Source organism: Streptomyces sp. NRRL S-378 (assembly GCF_000720645.1).
In the GTDB taxonomy this organism is placed as follows: domain Bacteria; phylum Actinomycetota; class Actinomycetes; order Streptomycetales; family Streptomycetaceae; genus Streptomyces.
The window spans coordinates 1-20,385 of sequence record NZ_JOBX01000079.1; the positions used below are offsets into that span (position 1 = coordinate 1).

Annotated in this window: 23 protein-coding genes and 8 pseudogenes; 14 read left to right on the forward strand and 17 right to left on the reverse strand. The window is 70.2% G+C overall.

Annotated features, from left to right (window positions below):
- From IH80_RS0133875 to IH80_RS43030, 7 genes and pseudogenes are all read right to left on the reverse strand, one after another.
- A partial coding sequence (locus IH80_RS0133875) for an isochorismatase family protein (RefSeq protein WP_158943731.1) occupies positions 1-252 on the reverse strand: 252 nt, incomplete at its 3' end.
- Positions 252-491: a hypothetical protein gene (locus IH80_RS46480; protein WP_030965571.1), complete on the reverse strand. Its 240-nt coding sequence runs from the start codon at positions 489-491 to the stop codon at positions 252-254. The genes IH80_RS0133875 and IH80_RS46480, both read right to left, overlap by 1 nt.
- A gap of 20 nt (positions 492-511) precedes the next feature.
- Complete coding sequence (locus IH80_RS46485; RefSeq protein WP_051810231.1) at positions 512-778, reverse strand: hypothetical protein; 267 nt, start codon at positions 776-778, stop codon at positions 512-514.
- A gap of 88 nt (positions 779-866) precedes the next feature.
- Positions 867-1,166: pseudogene (locus IH80_RS47515) on the reverse strand (Ku protein); the annotation flags it as partial.
- 4 nt (positions 1,167-1,170) lie between these two features.
- Positions 1,171-1,398: pseudogene (locus tag IH80_RS47520) on the reverse strand (Ku protein); the annotation flags it as partial.
- 200 nt (positions 1,399-1,598) lie between these two features.
- Positions 1,599-1,940 (reverse strand): hypothetical protein, encoded by a 342-nt coding sequence (locus tag IH80_RS46490; protein WP_234432472.1) that lies wholly within the window; start codon positions 1,938-1,940, stop codon positions 1,599-1,601.
- A gap of 342 nt (positions 1,941-2,282) precedes the next feature.
- Positions 2,283-2,463, reverse strand: a pseudogene (locus IH80_RS43030) (IS701 family transposase); the annotation flags it as partial.
- A gap of 49 nt (positions 2,464-2,512) precedes the next feature.
- Here IH80_RS43030 and IH80_RS45495 point away from each other — a divergent pair.
- From IH80_RS45495 to IH80_RS47525, 3 genes and pseudogenes are all read left to right on the forward strand, one after another.
- Positions 2,513-2,737, forward strand: a complete 225-nt coding sequence (locus IH80_RS45495) for a hypothetical protein (RefSeq protein WP_030965573.1) — start codon at positions 2,513-2,515, stop codon at positions 2,735-2,737.
- The gene (locus tag IH80_RS40070) at positions 2,737-3,303 is read left to right on the forward strand and encodes a DciA family protein (protein ID WP_051810233.1); all 567 of its coding nucleotides are present in this window, start codon (positions 2,737-2,739) and stop codon (positions 3,301-3,303) included. The genes IH80_RS45495 and IH80_RS40070 overlap by 1 nt, the downstream gene beginning before the upstream one ends.
- 430 nt (positions 3,304-3,733) lie before the next feature.
- Positions 3,734-3,802: pseudogene (locus tag IH80_RS47525) on the forward strand (transposase); the annotation flags it as partial.
- A gap of 156 nt (positions 3,803-3,958) precedes the next feature.
- On the opposite strand, the pseudogene IH80_RS46495 reads toward IH80_RS47525, so the two are convergent.
- Both IH80_RS46495 and IH80_RS0133910 read right to left on the reverse strand, forming a co-directional pair.
- A pseudogene (locus IH80_RS46495) lies at positions 3,959-4,126 on the reverse strand (Ku protein); the annotation flags it as partial.
- A gap of 91 nt (positions 4,127-4,217) precedes the next feature.
- Positions 4,218-4,667 (reverse strand): DUF3592 domain-containing protein, encoded by a 450-nt coding sequence (locus IH80_RS0133910; protein ID WP_030965575.1) that lies wholly within the window; start codon positions 4,665-4,667, stop codon positions 4,218-4,220.
- Positions 4,668-4,753: 86 nt separating this feature from the next.
- Here IH80_RS0133910 and IH80_RS0133915 point away from each other — a divergent pair, with 86 nt between their 5' ends.
- From IH80_RS0133915 to IH80_RS40075, 3 genes are all read left to right on the forward strand, one after another.
- Positions 4,754-5,608, forward strand: coding sequence for a hypothetical protein (locus tag IH80_RS0133915; protein WP_030965576.1), 855 nt, complete (start codon positions 4,754-4,756; stop codon positions 5,606-5,608).
- A 1,204-nt stretch (positions 5,609-6,812) separates the two neighbouring features.
- A complete protein-coding gene (locus tag IH80_RS45075) occupies positions 6,813-7,067 on the forward strand; it encodes a hypothetical protein (RefSeq protein WP_158943725.1) in 255 nt (84 codons plus the stop codon).
- 535 nt (positions 7,068-7,602) lie between these two features.
- Positions 7,603-8,199, forward strand: a complete 597-nt coding sequence (locus IH80_RS40075; protein ID WP_199819347.1) for a recombinase family protein — start codon at positions 7,603-7,605, stop codon at positions 8,197-8,199.
- On the opposite strand, the pseudogene IH80_RS47530 reads toward IH80_RS40075, so the two are convergent.
- A pseudogene (locus IH80_RS47530) lies at positions 8,199-8,276 on the reverse strand (hypothetical protein); the annotation flags it as partial. The gene IH80_RS40075 and the pseudogene IH80_RS47530 sit on opposite strands and share 1 nt — an antisense overlap.
- Before the next feature lie 102 nt (positions 8,277-8,378).
- Between IH80_RS47530 and IH80_RS0133930 the strand changes: the two are divergent.
- The 4 genes from IH80_RS0133930 (at position 8,379) to IH80_RS0133945 (ending at position 10,336) form a co-directional block, all read left to right on the forward strand.
- Entirely contained in the window at positions 8,379-8,768 is a 390-nt protein-coding gene (locus IH80_RS0133930) for a hypothetical protein (protein ID WP_030965578.1), read from the forward strand.
- Positions 8,769-8,785: 17 nt separating this feature from the next.
- On the forward strand, positions 8,786-9,007 hold the full coding sequence (locus IH80_RS44265) for a hypothetical protein (RefSeq protein WP_234432473.1): 222 nt from the start codon (positions 8,786-8,788) through the stop codon (positions 9,005-9,007).
- A 266-nt stretch (positions 9,008-9,273) separates the two neighbouring features.
- Complete coding sequence (locus tag IH80_RS0133940; protein ID WP_234432474.1) at positions 9,274-9,522, forward strand: hypothetical protein; 249 nt, start codon at positions 9,274-9,276, stop codon at positions 9,520-9,522.
- A gap of 145 nt (positions 9,523-9,667) precedes the next feature.
- The gene (locus tag IH80_RS0133945; protein WP_030965581.1) at positions 9,668-10,336 is read left to right on the forward strand and encodes a DUF998 domain-containing protein; all 669 of its coding nucleotides are present in this window, start codon (positions 9,668-9,670) and stop codon (positions 10,334-10,336) included.
- Between the two features lie 32 nt (positions 10,337-10,368).
- Here IH80_RS0133945 and IH80_RS0133950 read toward each other — a convergent pair whose 3' ends face one another.
- From IH80_RS0133950 to IH80_RS47255, 5 genes and pseudogenes are all read right to left on the reverse strand, one after another.
- On the reverse strand, positions 10,369-11,391 hold the full coding sequence (locus tag IH80_RS0133950) for a sigma-70 family RNA polymerase sigma factor (RefSeq protein WP_051810235.1): 1,023 nt from the start codon (positions 11,389-11,391) through the stop codon (positions 10,369-10,371).
- Between the two features lie 340 nt (positions 11,392-11,731).
- A complete protein-coding gene (locus IH80_RS0133955; RefSeq protein WP_158943727.1) occupies positions 11,732-12,055 on the reverse strand; it encodes a hypothetical protein in 324 nt (107 codons plus the stop codon).
- A pseudogene (locus tag IH80_RS43040) lies at positions 12,039-12,248 on the reverse strand (hypothetical protein); the annotation flags it as partial. The pseudogene IH80_RS43040 and the gene IH80_RS0133955, both read right to left, overlap by 17 nt.
- A gap of 91 nt (positions 12,249-12,339) precedes the next feature.
- A complete protein-coding gene (locus IH80_RS0133960; protein ID WP_158943729.1) occupies positions 12,340-12,666 on the reverse strand; it encodes a hypothetical protein in 327 nt (108 codons plus the stop codon).
- A 205-nt stretch (positions 12,667-12,871) separates the two neighbouring features.
- Positions 12,872-13,006, reverse strand: a pseudogene (locus IH80_RS47255) (helix-turn-helix domain-containing protein); the annotation flags it as partial.
- A 325-nt stretch (positions 13,007-13,331) separates the two neighbouring features.
- Here IH80_RS47255 and IH80_RS43045 point away from each other — a divergent pair.
- The 4 genes from IH80_RS43045 to tsaD all read left to right on the forward strand — a co-directional run bounded on the left by IH80_RS43045 (position 13,332) and on the right by tsaD (position 16,073).
- A complete protein-coding gene (locus IH80_RS43045; protein ID WP_234432475.1) occupies positions 13,332-13,931 on the forward strand; it encodes a relaxase domain-containing protein in 600 nt (199 codons plus the stop codon).
- Positions 13,865-14,221: a GNAT family N-acetyltransferase gene (locus IH80_RS0133975; RefSeq protein WP_234432477.1), complete on the forward strand. Its 357-nt coding sequence runs from the start codon at positions 13,865-13,867 to the stop codon at positions 14,219-14,221. Before IH80_RS43045 ends, IH80_RS0133975 begins: the two co-directional genes overlap by 67 nt.
- Before the next feature lie 62 nt (positions 14,222-14,283).
- Positions 14,284-14,673 carry a hypothetical protein gene (locus tag IH80_RS0133980; RefSeq protein ID WP_030965588.1) on the forward strand — a complete coding sequence of 130 codons (390 nt, stop codon included), beginning with the start codon at positions 14,284-14,286 and terminating at the stop codon, positions 14,671-14,673.
- 329 nt (positions 14,674-15,002) lie between these two features.
- Complete coding sequence (tsaD, locus tag IH80_RS0133985; protein ID WP_234432476.1) at positions 15,003-16,073, forward strand: tRNA (adenosine(37)-N6)-threonylcarbamoyltransferase complex transferase subunit TsaD; 1,071 nt, start codon at positions 15,003-15,005, stop codon at positions 16,071-16,073.
- A 214-nt stretch (positions 16,074-16,287) separates the two neighbouring features.
- On the opposite strand, the gene IH80_RS0133990 is transcribed toward tsaD, so the two are convergent.
- Both IH80_RS0133990 and IH80_RS0133995 read right to left on the reverse strand, forming a co-directional pair.
- Positions 16,288-17,244, reverse strand: coding sequence for a 5'-nucleotidase (locus IH80_RS0133990; RefSeq protein ID WP_030965590.1), 957 nt, complete (start codon positions 17,242-17,244; stop codon positions 16,288-16,290).
- Between the two features lie 291 nt (positions 17,245-17,535).
- A complete protein-coding gene (locus IH80_RS0133995; RefSeq protein WP_030965592.1) occupies positions 17,536-20,385 on the reverse strand; it encodes an NHLP bacteriocin export ABC transporter permease/ATPase subunit in 2,850 nt (949 codons plus the stop codon).

A 20,385-nucleotide genomic window follows, 5' to 3' on the forward strand; every position in this document is an offset into this window, starting at 1 on the left:
GTCGCCGGGGCGTGCGACGCCCTCGACGAAGCCGCTGCCGGGCGGCTGTTCGGCCACGTTCGGGCGCTCAACTCGCACCGCCACCACCGGGCGGCCGCCAGCTCGGAACGCCTCGGCCAGTCGCACGCACCGCGCGGCCACCTCCTCACCCGTGTGGGGGGCCAGTGGCAAGGCCACGATACGGGGCATCAGGTCGATCAGGACCAAGGCGGTGCCGGGGCCGGCACCCGGCGCGGGCTTCGAAGTCTCCATCACCAGGCGATCGTAGAGCCGGTACGGCCGGTAGCGGTCGTGCGGGGCGTGGGGGCGTGACGGGCCCCGTGCACCGCACGACTGCTGCCGGCGACAGCGCTGCGACCATCGTCCGGTTCCGGGAGGGTGCCTGCTGCCTGCACCGCGTGGGTCATGTCCTGGGTGTAGCCGGATCCCAGCTCCAGATGCGCCAGCGAGGGCAAGGCATGGATCCAGCTGGCGACCAGGGGTTCGGCCATGGAGAGAATGCCGGAACAGCTCAGGCGCTGCGGCGCGGTTTGCCCTTCGGCGGGGTCTTCTTCGCGGCGGACTTCTTCGCGGACGGCGCGGTGCTGGAAATCTTCTTGGCCGCGGTCTTCTTCTTGCTGCGGAGTTGGTGGATGGTGGCGGGCTCCCCGCTCCGGGTGGCCTTGGCGTCCTGGACGGACTTCTCCAGCATGGCCATGAGGTCGACGACCTCCGCCGACGCCGACGGCGCTTCGGGTACAGGTGCCGGACGCGTCCCGGCCGCCTTCGCGGCGATCACCTCTTCCAGGGCACCGCGGTACTCGTCGCGCAGCTCCGATGTCGCCGCCGGCTAGCGTCTCGGCGAGCCGGACGGCCGCGTCGACCTCCTCGTCGGTGACCGCGACGTCGGGGACGGGGGCCTGGGAGGCGGACCTGATCTCGTCCGGCCACCTGAGGGCGTGCAGCATGATCACGTCGTCTTTGACCCGCAGCAATCCCAACCTCTCGCGGTCGCGCATCGCGAATTTCGCGACGGCCGCCCGGGACGACCTCTCCAGCGCGCGGCGGAGCAGTCCGTACGGCTTGGCGGCCACCGTCTCGGTTGCAGCCAGGTAGTAGGAGGCGCCGATCTGGATGCTCGCGGCCGGCACGAAGGACACGATGTCGATCGCCTTGGCGGTGGGCAGCGGGGGGGTTGTCGAGGTCCTCGTCGGTGACGGGAATCATGGTGCCGGTCGCGGTCTCCCAGCCGCGGGCGATCTCGTCCTGGCGCAGGACCTGGCCCTCCAGCTCGCAGATCTTGCGGTAGCGGATCCGGCCGCCGGCGGCGGTATGGATCCAACAGCAGGCCCTCCAAGCGGGGCGACGTCTCTTCCACGACGCCGCACTGTCGACCACACCAAGATCGGCGCTGGTCATTTTCAGGCAACTTCCTGGAGCCTGATCGGAACGTCAGGCGTCACTCAGCGTGCGCGCATCACGGAAAGCGAGCCAGAACCGAGGAACGAACAGCAGATGTTCACCACTTCGGGAGGCAGCGGAGCCCGGTCCTGTTCGACCTTCCACAGTTGCTGCCGCTGGGAGTGTGCCGAGTGCTGATGCCTCGCTCGCCATCAGTGTCAACGGGCAGGACTGCTGACGAGCTCCGCCAGTTCGCCGGCGGCCTCGGGGGTCAGACGGTAGAACCCCTGGAGGCTGACCGATCTTTCGAGACGCCCATCGACCACGTACTTCAGACCGCGGGTCTGCCCCCGCCGGTTCCGCCAGGTAAGCCTCGCAAGCAGTTCACCGGAGATGGGTACGTCGAAGCGGACGGGCGTCGCGTCCACGTGGACTACTTGGGCTCCGCAGCCGCCGGCGCCGAGCATCGACCAGTCGTCGTGCCCGGGATGCGCAGGGTCGTCCCAGGTGGCGGGGGCTGTGCCGCAGCAGTCGCGGCGCTCCGCGTCAATAACTCGCATCTGACTCACCACGAACACTTCGCGTTGGTTGACGTGCAGCGCGTATACCTCGTCCCCAGCACGGGCCCCCGTCCCCGCCGGCAGGGAGGAGTGAGCGCCACTGAAGGCGACCGGCGGTCGCTCGCCCACACGGCCTGCCTTGCGCAGCGCGCGGCACGTGTCATGGGTCCACAAGACGGTGAAGGCATCAGACATCCCGTGATCCTATGAACAGGGACTGACATTGATGCTCGTAGCGGGTTCCGGTGGTCGTGGCTCAGGGTCTGATGCGATCCCGGAGCGAGTCGACCACTTGCAGGCCGAGCCCGGCGCCGGGAACGGCCCTGCCACTTCGACAAGGCCCCGCGGCCCGTGGGCGCCGTTCCCGCAGGACCGGCGCATCCACTTCTGCCTGGGCAGCTCGTGGAACAGGTCGTGGACGGGATGGTCCATGGCCCAGCGGGTCACGACGGTGTCGTGGCGGGTGGTGGCCATGACGTGGAAAGACGTCCGCCCGCTCCAGCTCGGACCGCCAGCTCTTGGCTCCCCGGGAGCCCGCAGGCCCGCAGCGCTCTTCATGCGGCTGTGGATGCGTGATCTTGCTGACCGGCCGGGCCGTCGACACCGGTCTGTGCAAGCTCTGCCGCGAGGAGGCCGACGTCCTGGCCGCCGTCGTGCCCGTGGCTCCCGCTGCGCCGTCGGTGCCGGGGACCTGCTCCGGCCGCGATGGTGAGACGCTCTGCACCCGCAGGGCCTTGCCGACCCGCAGCGTCTGCCTCACCCACCGCTCCCAGGAGCTTGCCGGGGAGATGGCGTGATGAGCCAGACCCCCCAGCCCAGCGGTGTGGACCTGGCCCGCGTCGCACTGCGGGCAGCGCGGGAGGCCGCTAAGAAGACCGGCGCCCGCACGGCGAAGAGCAGGCCGCACGGCACCCGAGTGGTCCGGCGCGACGGCCGCGCCCCCATGGGCCTCGGCGAGGCGTTCACGGCGCTCATGGCCGAACGCGGCTGGGACCTCCCGGCGGCCGGCACCGGCCTGTGCGAGCGCTGGGCGGCCCTCGCCCCCGACCTCGCCGAGCACGTCGCGGCGGTGGGCTACGACGCGGAGCGCGGGGAGTTGACGCTGCGCCCGGACTCTACGGCCTGGGCGACGAAGGCCCGCCTGGAGGCGTCGCGGATCGTCGCCGATCCCAACCGTTCCGCGCGCACCGAAGCGGTTCGTACGGTCCGCGTGCTGTCACCCGGGCCTCTGCCCTCGCCCGGTGCGGCCGCCGACCCGGACCCGGTGAGGATCCCGGTCCCGCAGGGGCCGGTGCGAACTCGCGAGTCAGCAGCGGCCGGCTACCGCCGTGCATCTGAAGCCCACCAGCAGGTTCACATGTAGCGGCCGGCGGACCCGGCCATCGCGGCCGCGGTGGAGCGGCAGAGCCGGGTCCTTCGGGAGGCGAGCCGTCGAGCGTTCCTCGAGCAGGAAGCGGCCCATGACGATCAGTCGGCACCGATTGATGCGGTCTTTGCTCAGCGGCGCCGTGACGCCGAAGCCGTCCGGCGGAGTGCGCTGCACCGGGCCCGAGCTGAGCGAGCCGGAGTCGCCCAGCTGCCCGCCCAGGCCCAGAAGGCGACCTTCTCGCTGGATCAGAGCGGCTGAGCGGCCGGTCTGTGAAGGCGGGTGCCAAGGGGCAGAATGCGCTGCCTTGGATATCCGGCTCTCGGGGTGGTCAACCAAGGAGAGCCCGTCGGACGATGGAGTCGGTGGGATATCGAAGAAGCGCCGCACAAAGCAGGGTTCCTCCGCGAAGAAGCCCCGCACGGAGGTGAGGTATCCGGAGGGTGGGGGCCTGACCGCTGAGCGTCGGGCGTTTCGTGAGGGAACCCGGCTTCAGCCGGCGAGCCCAGGCCGCTGGAACCTGCTCCCTGCGCATGCGGGGATGACCCCCGGCAGCTTCGATTCCTTGATGAAGTAGTGGACTGCTCCCCACGCACGCGGGGATGACCCCGCCCTCGCCAGTCGGGCCCGGGGTAGGCCCCTTGATCCGCAGGAGCCCCAGCCGCTCGTGGTCGCGCTGGGCGAACTTTGCGACGGCGACCCTACTGCTGCGCTGCAGGGCCTGCCACAGGAGGGCGTACAGCTTCGCGGCGACGGTCTCGGTCGCCGCAAGGCAAGTGAACCTCGATCGGGCCGGCCTCGCCACGGACCTGGCCCACATATCCTCCTTTGGCCGTCGTCCCCCAAGATCCGCCGGACAGCAGCCCGTCCGTAGTCGTCACCAGCTCCCCGCGTTGGAACCTTGACGGCCGTCAGGGGCGGATGATCAGCCCCACTGTCGCCAAGGCGCCGCCCGCGAGGGCCAGGAGCGTCATTCGCTGGGCGTTGCGTACGTACTCCTGGCGGCGCTTGCGCTCCCTGTGAACCGCGACCTTCGTCCCCAGGTGCACCCGCCTGCTGTTCTGCGGGTCGAAGACGAGGGGGTACCTCTGTCCGACGACGTGGGCGTGGCCCACGCTCGCACCCTTTTGGTGTCGGCCGGAGCCTTCCGGGGACTGCCACTCGTAGACAGCGCTCGCGTAACCGTTGGTGCCGAACGGCACTAGGCTCAGCAGCTCCGCTCGCACCTCGACGCCGGATTCGTATAGCTCCGTCATCTTCTTGAGCTCCGCTCCTTCGCCTTTGATCAGCATCAGGCCGAAGAAGCAGAAGGCGCCGGATGCGAGGACGGCAAGGAGGAGCACGGTCATCACCAGGTTCACAGACGGACGGTACGGCACCACAGGTTCAATCCGAAACCCCCGCAGACTCTTCACCAGTAGGGACTTTGCCACCTACGATCACGCGCATGTCGATCTCTTCGCCCGTCCCCGTCCTCCGTGGCGACAGGGGCATCGAACTCCGCTCCACCGGTGAGGAGCTGCTGCTGCGGCGTCCGGACGCCGAGCTGCGCATACCGTTCACCGCGATCGCCCGGGTCCACGCCGAACGGCGCGACGTCCTCCTGGAGCTGACCGCTCCGGCGGGAGTCGATCCGACGGTGTACCGCGTCAGCGACGTCAGCGCGGCCGCCGCAGGCGTCTTCGCCGACGCGGTGAATGCCGCTCTGCCGGAACAGACCGCGGACGAGGAGACAGTCGACGGCTCCACGCTTGTCGTGACCCGGAGCCTGGTCATCGGTGACGAGGGCGAAGACGAAGCGGACGAGAACCTGGTCCAAGTCGGATTGCCCTCCCACGGCATCCGGCTGATGTACACCGGCTGCGCGGCCATCGCAGCCCTGGCCGTCGTCGTCGGTGTGCTGGGCGGGGACTGGAGCCGGGCCATCGCGACGCTGCTGCTCGGGGCGACGGGCGTGGCCTGCTCCTACTTCGTTGTGATGCTGTTCGCGATGGTGTGGCGGGACTGGTACCTGCCCCGCTACGGCATCACTGTGGAGGGGCGGCAGGTGTTCCGGGAGGACGACGGCGACACCGTCCACGCGTTCTCGGCCACCGATGGTGTGACCCGCTACATCCTCGGCCACAACAAGGGCAAGGCTGTCCGAATCGCCTACCACCCGAAAAACCCCGCGTACGCCGCCGTCTGCCCTCCGACGGGCGACATGGTGCTCATGCTCGTCGTTTCAATGGTCGCCGCCGTCATCGCGGGGTTCATGAACTACGGGACGTACCAGCTCGTGCTCCCCGCCTTCACAGGCTGATCCTCGTCCTGCGCGTCGGGTCGTGCCGCAGCGGCATAGACGGTCGAGGCGTCGAGGAGGGAGGAAAACCGGGTGTTGTCGTGGGTGTGCAGACGGTGTGTCCGTGCCCAGACGCCCGCGTGACGGCCGGCCGGGTCGCCGGTTCCACGTCGTCCTGCGCTCCATGTACGAAAACCCCATCACCCCACTCACCCCTGGCACCCACGTGCTGGCCCTCGGCGACTGGTCCGTCCTCACACGCAGCCACAGCCCGCAGCTCCGGCTCTTCGCGGACGCGCACTGGCCGATCGCCTACTGGAACGACGACGAAGTAACCGGCCGCCCGACCACGCCGACGTGCCCGCTGCCCGTCACGGCTCGCCAGCGAGCAGCGGCCACGAACCAGAAGCCCACGGCGAAGCAACCGGCACCGGTGCCACCACCGGCCGCACCCTCCCCACCGAAGCAGCCGGCCACGGCCTACCCGGACAACACCGACCGTGTCATCAAGGCCGACCTTGCACCGCCGCCTCCCTTCACTCCGCCGCCCATCCTCCGGCACCCATCCACGTGCCGCCGCCCGTGCCGCCCCAGGCCCAGTACCCGACCCCGCCACAGGCACAGGCGCAGGCACCGATCGAACCCGCCGAAGTGTTCATCCCTCCCAAGCCTGTGGGGCCGCCGCCTGTTCCCCCTCCGCGGGGCAAGGGACTGTTCCGCTGGTTCGGCAAACGCCGCTGACTTCGGCCAGGCGTTCTTCTACCCCTGTCTGGGAGAACACGCTCCTGGTGAGGCCGCTGCGGATAGGGTCGGGGCAGCTCGTGCCAGCATGGGTGTACGGGTCAGGCCCGGTGCCCAGAGCACTCCGGGGGCAGTACCACCGGGCTGTCCCGCCCCGCATCGGCTATAGAGCTGCTCACGGCAGCCGTTTCCGATGGAAACGGCGGCCCCTGCGCGGCAGCAGCCCTGAGCCGACTCGACGGTAGGCGTAGAGCGTGGCGCAGGGCCCGGCCGGTGTGACTACCGGGGCTTCGGCCGGGCCCTGCTTGCGTGGGGGCGACCCGTCGTCGAGGTCTTCCCCCTGGACTGTCACATGCGTGCGTGGGTCTCGTCCTGCCGTGTGCGGCGGGCGGGTGACCCAGCGGCGGCGTCAGCGTGCACGGCTCAGCCCCTGCACCGAGCATGGGCCCGTATCCCCGCTCCCCCTGTCTGTCAGGAGCTTTTGGTGCAGGCCGGCATCACCCCGAGGATGTGGCAGGGCCTCGCGAAAGACGTTGTTGATCTTGCTCTGGATGTCGTCGATGAAGTTGGCGACGTACGGCATGAAGCCGAACTTCCTGCCGGGCTGCCTATGCCTCATGTGTCCTCGAACTCCGGCAGCAGCTTCAGGAACCAGAACAGACCGCCGTCATTGGCGTCCGCGAGAGATGTGATGCAGCGTGCTGCGCTCCGCAGCTTCGGCGCGCCGGTCAGGATCTAGCCGAGCCACACCAGGACGTCAGCTTTCTTGTCGTCCTTCATGCCGGCAGTCTGCACGACTCGATCATCACAGGCAGGAACGTGGTGTCCCCCGCGGGGGACACGCTGGCCATGCACCGGCGGACATCGAGATCATCGGTGCAGGGGCAAAGCTCCCTCGCGCGTGCGGACATGGGACCACTCTCACAAACGTTCATCTGTGAGAGTTCTGCGAGAGCCCCCGCAGCGATCACGTTTCCGCAGGTCGCCGTTCGCAAAAGTCCTCTCGAAACCGCACGTTGCGCGAAGCGCTTCCGAGAGACTTCCGGATGGATCTAACGGCCGATTTGGCCGCATTGGCGGTAGAACGTCACGACTGTCCGAACTGTGACACGCCCGCCGACTCCGCCTGCCGCACCCGCGGCGGGAAGACCGCCGCGAAGTAGCACACCCCCCGCTTCGTCCTCGTCCCCCCGCTCCGCGAGGAACTCGAAGTCCTCGTCCCCGCCGACCGCCACCCCGGCCGCGCGTGGAAGCAGGGCCCGGCGCTCGCCGTCGTGCCCGCGCCCCGCACCGAGCGCCCGGTCCGCATCGGGTACGCCAGGACGTCGACCGCCCGGCAGGAGCTGGCAAGCCAGCTCGAAGCCCTCCACCGCGCCCAGTGCCACAAGGTCTTCCAGGAGCAGATCAGCACCCGGGTGAAGATCCGGCCCGAACTGGAGAAGGCGCTTGCCCTGGCCCACCAGTTCAAGGAGGCCGCCCCCGAGACGTCCGTCATCCTCACCGTCCACGAGCTCAAGCGCCTCGCGCGCAACGCGGCCGAGCTTATGACGCTGTCCGCCGAGCTCCAGGCCGGCGGCATCCGGCTCGAACTCCTCACCGGCCCGCTCACCGGCATATACGACCCCAACGGCATGGGCGCCATGTTCTTCGCCGTCCTCGCCGTGGCCGGGCAGATCGAGCGCAACTACATCCGGGAGAACCCCCGTCCGGCTCTTTGTCCGCCCGAGGCTCCACGGTCCGGCTCCCGTCGTTCTACGGGAAGGAGCCAGCGCACCGGGGTGGTCGCGGGGCGGGGTCAGTTGTGGCGTTCTGTGTGTTCGTCGGGCGGCAGCAGGTCTTTGGCTCTGCGTTCCATCAGGACCGGCAGGTAGGTCCGCACACGTGCGTACCTGAGTTCTTCGTATGCCGTCCATACAAGCCCCACCGCCCGGTGTGCCAGCGTCTCCACCTGGACAGTGGTCGTAGCCGGCCCGGCTCCCGCCTCGGATACCGTGTTCCTCTACGGGGTGCCATAACGTATGTGACGCCCCCCACCGGAGGTAGTCAGCGTATGAGTTCAAAGCGCAGCAAGAATCCAGCCCTGCCCGTACTTGACGACGCATTCCGACTCGAGTCGGTCAAGGATGCCGAAGAGTCCACCCGTGACTTGGCCGCACGGCTGGCCACCACCGAGCTGCGCCGCGTTTCCCACCCGGGCCGGATCACCTGGGAGCCCACCGATCAGGCCGAGCCCGTACCGGTCCCGCCGACTGTGGTCGACGGTGACGGGGACCTGTGGCTACGGGACCGGGGCACTGGCACCTGGACCATGCCCGAGTTCAACCCGAAGGAGTTCCCGGCCCGCTGTGGCGAGGTACTGACGTGGAACCAGCTTGCCCGCGAGTTCGGCCCGCTGACCGCACTGGCCGACGACCGACGCATCGGCGGCGGCCGGCGCTGACCGCGCAGCCTTCTGGGATGACCGAGCCCCTGAAGCGCCCGGTATCTGGGAGCTCAAGCTCACCGCCGAGCTCGACGATGGCGGCGAGCAAGGAGCGGTCCGACGCCGAGTTCGCCAAGGTGATCAAGGGCAGCGACATCGAGCCGAGCACCCCCCCGGCAACGTTGCGCGACGGCCGCGAAGCGGCTGACCACGGCCAGGCCCGCAAGCTCATCACCGCCCTGGTCGGCCCCCCTTAGTCCTGACCCTCCGCCATCCGCGAAACCACCGAAAGCTAACCCGGAGACCCAGCCGGCCCGGCTGCGCTCCCGCCAGGGCCCCGGTCCAGCGAGGTCCAGATGAGGAACTTGGCGGCCGGGCCAGCCAGCGCGTCTGGGCAAGCCCGAGGAGACCCTGGGCAAGCCCGTCCGGGGGGGCTTGCCCAGGGCCGCGACCGGTCGGTTCAGCGTCGGTGGCGCCAGTGCTGGTGGACCCTGAGCACTTCGTAGCTCCATCGTGCGGACGGGTGGCGACCGGGTTCGCCCGGCCTCCCGCCTACATCAACGGACTGCGGTGCATTGAGATCGAGCCCTTCGACACTGCCGCCGCACTGGCCGCCACCGAGCTCCTGTGCGCCGGGCACCCTTGGGCGGTTGTCCAGGCCATCCATGCGGCCCGCCTCTCGGCCGACTTCCCCGCCGGCCGCTACCTGCTCACCCTGGGACCCGACCTGTACGACGGCACTGGCGTCCAGGCCGTCCATCCGGATCACTGAGAAGGTCCTGGTAACGATCTCCGGCGGGATGCGGGCCCGGCTGGGCGCGCATCCCGTGTGATCCAGCGCACATCAATCGGAGCGATGACTTTGCTGATCTCGGTCGGTCGGATGAGCGACAACGCAACTTGAGGAAGGTTCGTTCATGACCCCCACGCTCAGTGCATCCCAACATGTCGCTCCCGTAGTGCCCTCGTCCCGCGCGGCGCTACGCCGGTGGCTGGCCGGTGGCATCGCGGCAGGTCCGGTGTTCCTCGCGGCCGGTGTCGCGCAGGGCGTCGTCCGTGACGGCTTCGACTTCAGCCGGAACGCGCTCAGCCAGCTTGCGCTCGGCGAGGCGGGCTGGGTCCAGACAGTGAACTTCCTGCTCGCCGGCACCCTGCTGGTTATGGGGGCGGTCGGTCTTCGCCAAGTGCTGGGCGGGACCCCACGTGGCATCTGGGGTCCCGCCCTGATCGGTGTCTTCGCTGCCTCGTTCTGGGCTGCGGCAGTCTTCCCGGCCGACGCCGGAGCGGGCTTTCCCACCGGAGCCCCCGACGCGACCGTGATGAGCAGCGACGGCACCGTCCACATGGCAGCCGGCATGATCGGCTACCTCGCTCTGTGTGCTGCCCTCCTCGTGCTCGCCGGCTCGCTCGCCGCCCGGGGGCACCACCGATGGGCCGTGGCCTCGCGTCTCGTCCCCGTCGCCGTTCTCGCCGGCTTCGCGGCCTCCGCCGCCTCCGTCCTGGCCTTCACAGCTGGAGCAGGCCTTGGCCTGCTGTGGCTGACAGCAGTGACGACACGTCTGGCTTGCGACCCGGTTAACGGCTAACCGCGGCCGTGCCCGATGCGGCCCCTCGTCGCTCACACCGCCGCCGAAGGCTCCGACACGTCCTCAGCTTCGAGCGCTGCACCGTGCGACACCTCGCCCAGGCGGTCCGGGAGGCCGAAGAGCGGGAAGAGGCGTTCGGTGTCACGGTAGGCCGTGATGCCGCTGATCCGGTCGCCGCGGAACTCGAGGACCTGGAGGGCCCAGGGCGCGTAGCCGGTGTCGTCTGCCTGGGGGCGGTACTGGCCGAAGCCGGGGGAGCCGTTCGCCACGGTCGGGACGAGACGTGAGCCGCGGCAGCCGATCGCGGGGCCGGTGAGCCATGCGTGGATGTCGGGTATACCGCGCATCCACTTCGCATACGGGGGCAGACACAGCGTGGCGTCGACGTGGAGGAGCATGTTCAGCTCCTCCACGTCGTGGCGGGAGAAGGCCGTGGCGTACCGCTCGGCCAGCACCTGGCGGACACTGTCGCCGGGCGGCCGGGCGGCCGGCCCGTCCGACGTGTTGCGGCGGTCGGCCAGAGTGGCTCGGGCCCGCTGCAGGGAACTGTTGGCAGAGGCGACGGTGCAGCTGTGCAGGTCGGCGACCTCGCGTGCCGAGAACCCCAGGACGTCCCGCAGGATCAGCGTGGCCCGCTGCCTGGGCGGCAGGTGCTGCAGTGCGGCGACGAATGCCAGGCGCACCGACTCGCCCGCCGTTGCGGCCGCCTCCGGATCGCCGCCGGGGCAGGGCTCGACCCACAGGACGGACTCCTGCGGGGGCGCCGGCGGGGTACCGCCTCCGCTCGGGCCGGACAAGTCCATCGGCAGCGCACGCCGCTTGCCCGAAGCAAGGGCGTCCAGACACACGTTGGTGGCGATCCGGTACACCCACGTCCGCAAGCCTGACCGGCCCTCGAAGCGGTCGATGCTCCGCCACGCTCGAACCAGAGCCTCCTGCACAGCGTCCTCGGCCTCGGCGTACGACCCCAACATCCGGTAGCAGTACCCGGTCAGCTCCCTCCGGTACTCCTCAAGTCCCTCGGCCACTGCGCCGGGCGCCCCGGTATCCCCCATGCCACATTCCTCCAGAGAAACAGTCCCAGGCCGCTGACCTGGCGCGCTCCACTCTAGGAGCAGGCCCCATGGTCGAAGCGCAGGGCTCCTCCGAGGACCTGCTTGGGAACCATGAGCACGTAGTTGGTCGGACGGGCCAGCTACGACGCTCAGTCACAGGTCTGGTGGCGCAGGGCGGTGATGGGGGTGCTGGTGACGCCGTGTGCGGCGCGGCACAGCGCCGTCATGTCGGCGGTCCCCGCGCCCGTCGCGGGGCGTGCAGGGTGGGCGGGCGCACGGCTCGGCCGTGCCTGGCCTTCCGGGGGCTTGGGTTTCACGCGACGAGGACTGAGGGGCCGTCTCATTTGGTGCTGGGTAGATTCCTTGACACAAGCGCAGCGAGCTGGTGCAACCGCTGGCAGTACTGGGCTCCTACAAGGTCATTGATCTCAGGGATGACTCGGTCCAGGTCCTCGATGCGGCTCTGCAGGAGGATGCTGTTCTTCGAGTCGAGAGTGCCGCTGCTGTCGAGCCAACGAAGAACACAGCCGGCGATGTCCAACTCGAGGAGCCACACACGTGTGCCCCCGAACGTGGCACGTCGCAAGCTGTCGGGGAAGGGCTCTTGGCGGAATTCCTGCCAGAGGCGATCTGCGGTCTGCACCCGCTCAGTCGATTCGCTCATTTGAGCCATTTTGCAATAACCGTTGAGCTGGTTTGGTGTTCATCTTCAAGCGGCGGTGGCAGATGAGGACTGCAGCAATGCCTGCGAACGCCAGGAAGTGTTCGGCCTTGCGTTCGTAGCGCCGGTGTAAGCGACGGCAGCCTGAGAGCCAGGACACCGTCCGCTCTGCGACCCATCGGTGCCAGCCGAGCCGGTTAAGGTGTGCTGGATGCCGATGGAGTCGGTTAGGAGGTGCTTCTAGTACCGCGTCAGGCAACGTTCGCCCCCTTGACGAGGGTGGATTGCTACCGCACGCAGGAGCCGTCCGGCGTCATGTCCGGGGAACCCATCCCGAAGGAGTACAGGAGGGTCAGCACACAGGCCGCCACGAACAGGGCCACCCATTTGACCTCGGGTTCGGTCTGATCCGGTAGCGCCGCCACCAAGATGGTCTGGAAAAGCCCGAGCAGTAGGGTCATGCCGATCCAGGCGAACGGCATGATCATCACAAAACCCGTACGGGTCGGCGCGTCCATGCCGTGCGCACAGTCCGCCCACCTTTGCGATGCCAGAGCGGTTCCCAGCACAGTGCCCGCCACGGCGAGCAGCGGCCCCGTCACGAACCACCCCAAGCCGGGCTCCTTGCCCTCCCTCGATGCCGTCATCTGTGCCTGACCTCTCCCTTTCGATCTCACGTACCGGAGCACACACGCCCCCGAACCCCTGCCCGGTTCCCGCGCTGAGAGCGCCATCCCGCTGCCCTTGGCCGCATTTCAGGCCGCCTCGACGAACATGTCGAACTGCATCGCTGAGCACACCGGAGCTAGTGCCGCATCAGTCGCGGACCCGGTCCACGCTGGTGAACGTCACCTCAGCGATCTTCGCCACCGGCATCCCCTGCGCTGACAGCAGCACCATCTGGGCCCGCCGCCAAGTCACCACCGACCCGGTGCCCCTGCGGATGATCTGCAGTCACCGCCTGCCCTCGGCGTCGTCGATTTCCCGGACCTGCACGCGTTCAGCCACATGATCATCCTGGGCGTCTGGCGCCGCCCGTCGTAGCAACCGGGCGACATGTCAGTACGGGGCAAGCGTTGCTTGATACGGCACTAGGCGCGTGAGGTGGGTGGAGCGGGTCGTCGCGCAGCATTTGCCTGGGCCCGGGCGGTGTCCGCCTGGCGGGCGTGACGTCGCCGCAGGCGCCCGCCTGGCGGGACCGGCCGTGAAGGTCCGGTGAACCCTCCCGCCCACGGGACCGGGTCTTTTCCGCAGGTCAGAACCGGTGTCCCCTATGGGCATGATCAGTGTCGCGAAAGTTCAGAGGCGAAATTCCTGGCGCTACTGCGTACGCGGAGTTGCCTTCGGAGACGGCCGCCGTCCGGCCCGCCAGGCGTTGAAAACCGCCCAGCGGAAGGCCGGGCTCCCGCCCGGGGTGTGGATGGGCCGCGGCCTGCCCGTGCTCGGGCTGAGGGCCGGACAGGCGGTGACGCAGCGGCAGATGGAGCTGGTCTTCGGGCAGGTTCGGCATCCGCACGCCGACCGGATCGAGCGCGAGCTCCTGGACGACAGCGCCGACCCGGCCACGGCACGGCGGACCACCGTTCTCGGGCAGCCGGTCGCAGAGATCGAGAAACGCGGAGTGATCCCGCTGTTCGCCGTCGACTTCACCTTCCGGGCGCAGGCATCCCTGATTGTGCTGTGGGCGCTGAGCGACGACCGCACGCGGCGCGTCATTGAGCGGGCACACGAGCGTGCCATCGACACCGTGCTGCGCTGGCTGGAGGGAAGCCCCTCACCCTCGACCAGGCCCACGAGAAGATCCGCGCAGCCCTGGCCCGAGCCGCCGAAACCCCGCGGGCCCAGTGGAGCTGGGGCATCGTCACCGAGGACGAGCTGATCGGCCTGATCGCGCTGCGGCGACGAACGGCGTCCATGGGCACCATCAGCTACATCCTCCGCGAAGACAGCTGGGGCCACGGCTACGCCACCCACGCCGCCAACCACGTGGTCTCCACCGCCTTCACCACCGCCGGCCTCAACCGCCTGGAGGCCATGCACCACCCCGACAACCCCGCCTCCGGACGAGTCCTGATCAAAGCCGGGTTCACCCATATCGGTACGTCTGACTGGCACACCGAAGACGGAACCACTGTGCCGTACGAGGCGTACGCGCTGCAGAAGATGTAGGGCAACCCAGCACTCTCGTTCTCGTCTCTGCAGGCACCCCTAGGCACCACCAGGAGGAACCAGTGTCATACCCGCATCAGCTCACCCCCGAGGAGAAGCTCGCCGACGCGAAGAAGCTGTTGAGTCTCCCGCGTATCGTCGTGATCTGCGGCTCCACCCGCTTCATGACCGAGATGAACGAGGCCGATCTGCAGGAGACCAAAGCCGGAAGTATCGTCGTCAAACCAGGCGTCGACATGAAGTCGCCGCGCGCGCTCTGGTCCTCTCCTGCAGAGGCAGAGGCGCTCAAGGTTCGACTCGACGATCTGCACCGGGCGAAGATCCGGCTCGCTGATGAGGTGCTCGTCGTCGGCGACTACGTCGGAGACAGCACCCGAGCCGAAATCGCCTACGCCCGGTCGCTGGGTAAGCCCGTGCGGTTCACGCACCCCGAAGTCGACTCCGACGCCTGACCACCCACCCCCACACCCTCCGCATGCACCCCTTGGAATTGATCACCTAGTGGGGAGGGCCCAAGCGGCCTGTTCCGTGAGCAACGGACTGCCCACCGACGGTTGCTGCTGCCCCTGCGCAGCCCCGCCCCTTCCACCATGGCTGCCCCTCCCGCGACCGCCCGCGGCCCGCCAGCGGCGCCTTCACCGGGTCCACGACGATGGAGGTGGTGGTTCCGGCCACCGTTCATGATCTAGCTGTAGGAGGTCACGACGGTGGTGACGCCGCCTGGTAGTCCGTCCTTGTTGCATATAGGTTGCAGGTGCAGAAGAGACGCAGAAGGAGTGTCGTGAGCGGACCGGTGGTGCTGGGGATCGAGTCGTCGTGCGACGAGACCGGGGCGGGCATCGTGCAGGACGGCAGACTCCTCGCCCACGTGGTGGCGTCGAGCATGGACGAACACGCCCGCTTCGGCGGGGTGGTGCCGGAGATCGCAGCCCGCGCCCACCTGCACGCCTTCAACCCGGTGGTCGAAGGGGCCCTCCACCGGGCCGGGCTGCGGCTCGGGCAGATCGACGCGGTCGCGGTCACCACCGGCCCCGGACTCTCCGGGGCCCTCCAGGTGGGGCTGGCCGGGGCGAAGTCCCTGGCCTACGCGGCCGGGGTGCCGCTGTACGGCGTCCACCACCTGGCCGGTCACGTCGCCGCAGACACCCTCGAACACGGCCCGCTTCCCCAGCCGTGCGTGGTGCTGATCGTCTCCGGCGGGCACACCTCGCTGCTGCTCGTACGGGACCTCGTGCGCGAGCCGATCGTCCACCTCGGCGACACCCTCGACGACGCGGCGGGGGAGTGCTTCGACAAGGTCGCCCGGATCCTGGGCCTGCCGTACCCGGGCGGCCCCGCCATCGACAGGGCCGCCCGGGACGGCGACCCGAAGGCCGTGGCGTTCCCGCGCCCGCTGACCCGCCCCGGCGACGACCCGTACGCGTTCTCCTTCTCCGGCCTCAAGACGGCGGCCGCCCGCTGGGCCGAACGGCACCTCCAGCGCGGCGAGCACATCCCCGTCGCCGACGGGGCGGCCGCCCTCCAGGAGGCCGTGGCCGACGTGCTCACCCGCAAGGCCCTCGCGGCCTGCCGCGCCCACGACGTCAGGACGCTGATCGTGGTCGGGGGAGTGGCCGCGAACTCCCGCGTCCGTGCCCTGGCGGAGAAGCGGTGCGCCTCCGCCGGGATCGAGCTGCGCGTCCCGCCGATGAGCCTGTGCACCGACAACGGCGCGATGATCGCCGCGGTCGGCGAGCTCCTGGTGCGGTCCGGTGCCGAACCGGCACCCCTGGACGTGTCGGTCGACCCGTCCGCGCCGCTGGAGTACGCCGCCCTGACCCCGCTCGCCCGCCCGCCGGCCCGCGTCGCCTGACTCCGCGGTCAGGTGCGGGGAAGGCGCCCGCCGGCCCGCCCTGCTGGCCGTCACCGCCGTCGACCTGCACCCCGCCGAGTACGGCCGGGCCTGCGCGGACCTCCTGTGCGACGTCCTGGCCGGCCGCACCCCGGCCGACACGGCCCGCCGGCACGAGGGGAGCCTGCGGCTACGCGCCTCGACGCTGCGCGAGGGATGAGCCCGGCCCGCGCCCTCACCCGGCGGCGGGCGTGGCGTCCGGTGGGGGCGTGTTGACGACTCCGAACGGTACGTGGACGCTGGGCGTGGCCGGCGCCGTTCCGTTCAGGTGCGAGACCTGGTCGTCGAAGAAGATGTGCGGATCGAGGACGCTCATCACGGCGGACTTGTCGATCCCGCCGAGGAAGAACGCGTCGTTGACCCGCAGCCCCCACCGCTTGAGGCTGCGCACGGCGCGCTCGTGCGCGGGGGCGTCCCGGGCGGTGACCAGGGACACCCGCAGCCGCAGCCGGTACGCCGGGTCCTCGCGGCGCTTGTCCTCCTCCCGGCACTGGATGCGGTTGATCCCCGCGAGGAACTCGCTCAAGGGGCCCGGGTCGTGCGGGGTCGTCGCGTTGAGGACCTCGTGCGCGCGGAAGCCGTCGATGCCGGCGTCCTGGAAGATCCGCTCGGAGGAGTCGCTCGCCAGCACGCCGTCGAAGTCGAAGGCGATGCGGAGTTCCTGGTCGTCCTCGTCGTCGACGCGTGCCGTCTGCAGGACGTGTCCCGCGGGCAGCCCGTCCGCCACCGCCGCACAGACATCGGCCCCGTCGGCCGACAGGAACAAGGACATGTTCAGGGCGCGCATGAAGCGGTGTGCCGACCGGCCCTGCCGGAAGACGGCCCGGCTGATCGGCAGACCGTGTGCGGCGACCGAACGCATGACGCGCAGACCACTGTCCGGGTCGTTGCGCGACAGCACGATCACCTCGACCAGCGGGTCCGACGGCTCCGCGAGGTCGTTCAGCGACAGCAGGCGACGGACGAAGGGGAAGGCCACACCCTTGGCCAGGACGTCGTCCACGTGGGCCTCCTGGTGGGCCCGGTAGGCGTCCTCCCCCTGCTCCCGGAACACCGCGTCGCAGTCGGCCAGGTCGAACAGGGCGCTGGAGGCGATCCCGATCACCAGGCGGTCGGACAGGTCGTACCTCATGACGCCCCCCTGCTGGCTGCGCGACATCGGGATGACCGCCGCTCCTTCGTACCCGCCGAACATACATGCCCCCGCCCCCGTCGCCACCGGCCACCGGCTCGTGAGCGGGCGGCAGCGGTCGTACGGGGGACAAGTGGCGGCGAGGCCGCGGACTCCGTCCGCACGGCCTGCTCCGTCGGCCTCACCGGCGACGGCCAACAGTGCGTCACCGGCCCGACCGCGAGCGCTGTCACGAACGGGACCGTCAGCGCCTGCCGGGTGGCACCGCAGGAGCGTCTCCCGGCCGCCCGGTCACTGCAGTTGGCGCCGGACCAGCGTGTGGAAGAGGCCCGTCGGGTCGGCGAGGAGTTCGGCCGGCGGGCCCTGCTGGACGACGCGGCCGTCGGCCATGGCGATCACCCGGTCGGCGTCCATCACCGTGGACAGGCGGTGGGCGATCACGATGCGGGTGGCCCGCAGCGCGCGGGTGGACTCGATGACCACGCGCTGGGCCTCGTTGTCCAGCGCGCTGGTGGCCTCGTCGAGGAACAGGACGCGCGGTGTGCGGATGAGGGCCTGGGCGACCATCAGCCGTTGGCGCTGGCCGCCGGAGACGGTGCCGCCCCCGTCGGACAGGATCGTGTGCAAGCCCATCGGCATGGCCTTGATGTCCTCGGCCAGGCCGGCCATCGCGGCGGCCTCCCAGACCTCGTCGAGCGAGAACGTCCCGGCGCCGCGGATGCAGTCCAGGATCGAGCCGGTGAGGGGCTGGGCGTTCTGCAGGACGACGCCGCACTGGCGGCGTACGGCCGCCCGGTCGAGCGCCGCCAGGTCCTGGCCGTCGTAGAGCACGCTGCCCGACACGGGCCTGTCGAAGCCGATGAGCAGCCGCAGCAGGGTCGACTTGCCGCAGCCGCTGGCTCCGACGATCGCGACGAACTCGCCCGGCCCGACGCACAGGCTGACGTCGTCGAGCACGAGCGGGCCGTCGTCGGCGTAGCGGTAGGAAAGATTCCTGGCCTCCAGCGCGCCGGTCAGGCGCCCGGGCCGGATACCGGAGGGGGCCACCTCGGGGCTCTCCCGCAGCACCGGCCCGATCTGCTCGAACATCGGCAGCACGCCAGCGGCCGATACGAGCGCCCCGGTCAGTTGCGTGACCGAGGAGAGCAGCATCGTCAGCGAGGTGCTGAAGGTGAGGAACTCGCCCGCGGACATGGCGCCCCGTGCCGGTCCGGCCAGCAGCACGAACATCACCAGCGTGCACAGCGGCAGGTGGACGGCCCCGAGGACGGTGATGACGTTCTGGATCCGGCCGGTCCGCTGCTGCAGGTCGCGGGTACGGGCGAACTCCCGCGCCCAGGCCGCGTAGGCGAAGCTCTCGGCCGCGGCGACGCGCAGCTTGGGCAGGCCGCGCAGCGTCTGGTAGGCCTGGTTGGCCAGCCGGTGGCCGAGCCTGTTCAGCCGGCGCTCGTAGCGCAGCTGCCACAGGCCCAGGCCCAGGAAGACCCCTGCGGTGACGACCAGCATGCCCAGCGCCGCCAGGGCCAGCGGCACGCTGTGGACGAGCAGCAGCACCAGGTTCACCACGCCGACGACGCACGCCTGTACGCAGACCGGGCCGATGCCGGACAGGACGCGGCGGACGGTGCTGATCCCCATGGCGGCGCCGGCCAGTTCGCCGGTGGAGCGGCTCGTGAAGAACGTCGCCGGAAGCCGCAGCAACCGGTCCCACACCGCCGGCTGCAAGGTGGCCTCGATCCGGCCCTCCATGCGCAGGAGTGCGGTGTTCTGCAGCAGCATGAAGGCGGCCGAGACGACGCCGGCGACGACCAGGGCCAGTCCGGTCTGCACGATGAGGCCGTTCTCGGCCCGCGGGACGAACCGGCCGAGGACCTGCCCGGTGCCGATCGGCACCAGTGCGGCCAGGACCACCGAGACCAGCCCGCCCAGCAGCAGCGCGCGCAGTTCGGGGAAGGTGCCGCGCAGGCTGAAGCGGAGCAGCGCGGGCAGACCCACCGGCCCGTCGGGCAGGGGTCGGTACAGCATGACGGCGCGCGGTTCGAAGGACGCCCCGTTGGCCTTGCCGACGCGCTCGCGCGTGCCGGTGGCGGGATCGACCGCCGCGTACCGGCCGCGGCGCCACAGCAGCGCGACCGGTGCGCCGTCCTTCTCGCGCCGGCCCACCAGCGGGCCGCAGTTCTCCCGCCACCAGCGCCCGGCGAGCCCCACCGGGCGGGTGCGGATCCGCGAGGCCAGCGCGACGCGTTCGACGGGATCCAGCTGCTCGGAGGGGTCGCCGTCCCGGCCCGGCGCCGTCAGTGCGATGCCCGCCGCGTCGGCGACGAGCCGGCAGGCGGCGAAGGTCGCGTCGACGCCGCCCCGCCGGGGGTCCCGGCCGGAACGGACGATGGACGCCAGCAGTGTCCGGTCGGCCTGGGTCCGGGCGGTCCGGCCCGCCTCGATCCCGGCGGCCGTACGGTCCTCGTGCGCGCGCTCCTGCTGCTGGATCCAGCCGTCCAGGGCGTACAGCAGCCGGTGCTGCTGGTCGACCATGCCCTGCCACATCGCCGCGTCGACGAGCAGGGTGCCCCCGGCCCGCCCTTCGTGCACGGCGCCGTACCGCACGCTGCCGGGGGTGATCCGCATCCACAGGATGTCGTCGTCGGCCCCGCCGTGCCCGGTGGTGACGGCGGCGTCCAGCGGTGCCTGGTACAGCACGCGCAGCCCACGCCCGATACCGCGTGCGAAGGCGTCCTCGAGCGGGCCGGGACCCGCGTACCGGGGATCGCCGGGGTACTGCGCGTACTCGGGATGCTGCGCGAACCCTGCGTCCTCGGTGTACTGCGCGTACTCGGCGTACTGCGGGGGCTCGGGGCGGTGCAGCTCCCGCAGTTCGATGCGGCGCAGCCGGCACCCCCGCACGGGCCTGCCGACGAGGGTGTGGTCGGGGCCCTCGGCCGGCCCCAGCAGCAGCGTGCCCGGCGCCAGCCGTCCCAGGAAGTGCCAGTGCCCGGCCTGCGCGGCGTCCACGGCGAACAGGTCCAGCTCGCCCTCCATGACGAGCCACAGGACGAGCGGCCCCTCCAGCGGCAGGCTGCCTACGCCCGCGCAGTCGACGGGCGCCCCCAGGGCGCCCAGGGCCGCGACGACCGGGTCGGTCAC

What these genes read in the sequence shown, in the direction of transcription:
- IH80_RS46480 (WP_030965571.1), bottom strand. Translation starts at nt 491, where the DNA reads ATGGCCGAACCCCTGGTCGCCAGCTGGATCCATGCCTTGCCCTCGCTG.
- IH80_RS46490 (WP_234432472.1), bottom strand. Translation starts at nt 1,940, where the DNA reads ATGCGAGTTATTGACGCGGAGCGCCGCGACTGCTGCGGCACAGCCCCC.
- IH80_RS40070 (WP_051810233.1), top strand. Translation starts at nt 2,737, where the DNA reads ATGAGCCAGACCCCCCAGCCCAGCGGTGTGGACCTGGCCCGCGTCGCA.
- IH80_RS0133915 (WP_030965576.1), top strand. Translation starts at nt 4,754, where the DNA reads ATGTCGATCTCTTCGCCCGTCCCCGTCCTCCGTGGCGACAGGGGCATC.
- IH80_RS0133930 (WP_030965578.1), top strand. Translation starts at nt 8,379, where the DNA reads ATGAGTTCAAAGCGCAGCAAGAATCCAGCCCTGCCCGTACTTGACGAC.
- IH80_RS44265 (WP_234432473.1), top strand. Translation starts at nt 8,786, where the DNA reads ATGACCGAGCCCCTGAAGCGCCCGGTATCTGGGAGCTCAAGCTCACCG.
- IH80_RS0133945 (WP_030965581.1), top strand. Translation starts at nt 9,668, where the DNA reads ATGACCCCCACGCTCAGTGCATCCCAACATGTCGCTCCCGTAGTGCCC.
- IH80_RS0133950 (WP_051810235.1), bottom strand. Translation starts at nt 11,391, where the DNA reads ATGGGGGATACCGGGGCGCCCGGCGCAGTGGCCGAGGGACTTGAGGAG.
- IH80_RS0133955 (WP_158943727.1), bottom strand. Translation starts at nt 12,055, where the DNA reads ATGAGCGAATCGACTGAGCGGGTGCAGACCGCAGATCGCCTCTGGCAG.
- IH80_RS43045 (WP_234432475.1), top strand. Translation starts at nt 13,332, where the DNA reads ATGATCAGTGTCGCGAAAGTTCAGAGGCGAAATTCCTGGCGCTACTGC.
- IH80_RS0133990 (WP_030965590.1), bottom strand. Translation starts at nt 17,244, where the DNA reads ATGAGGTACGACCTGTCCGACCGCCTGGTGATCGGGATCGCCTCCAGC.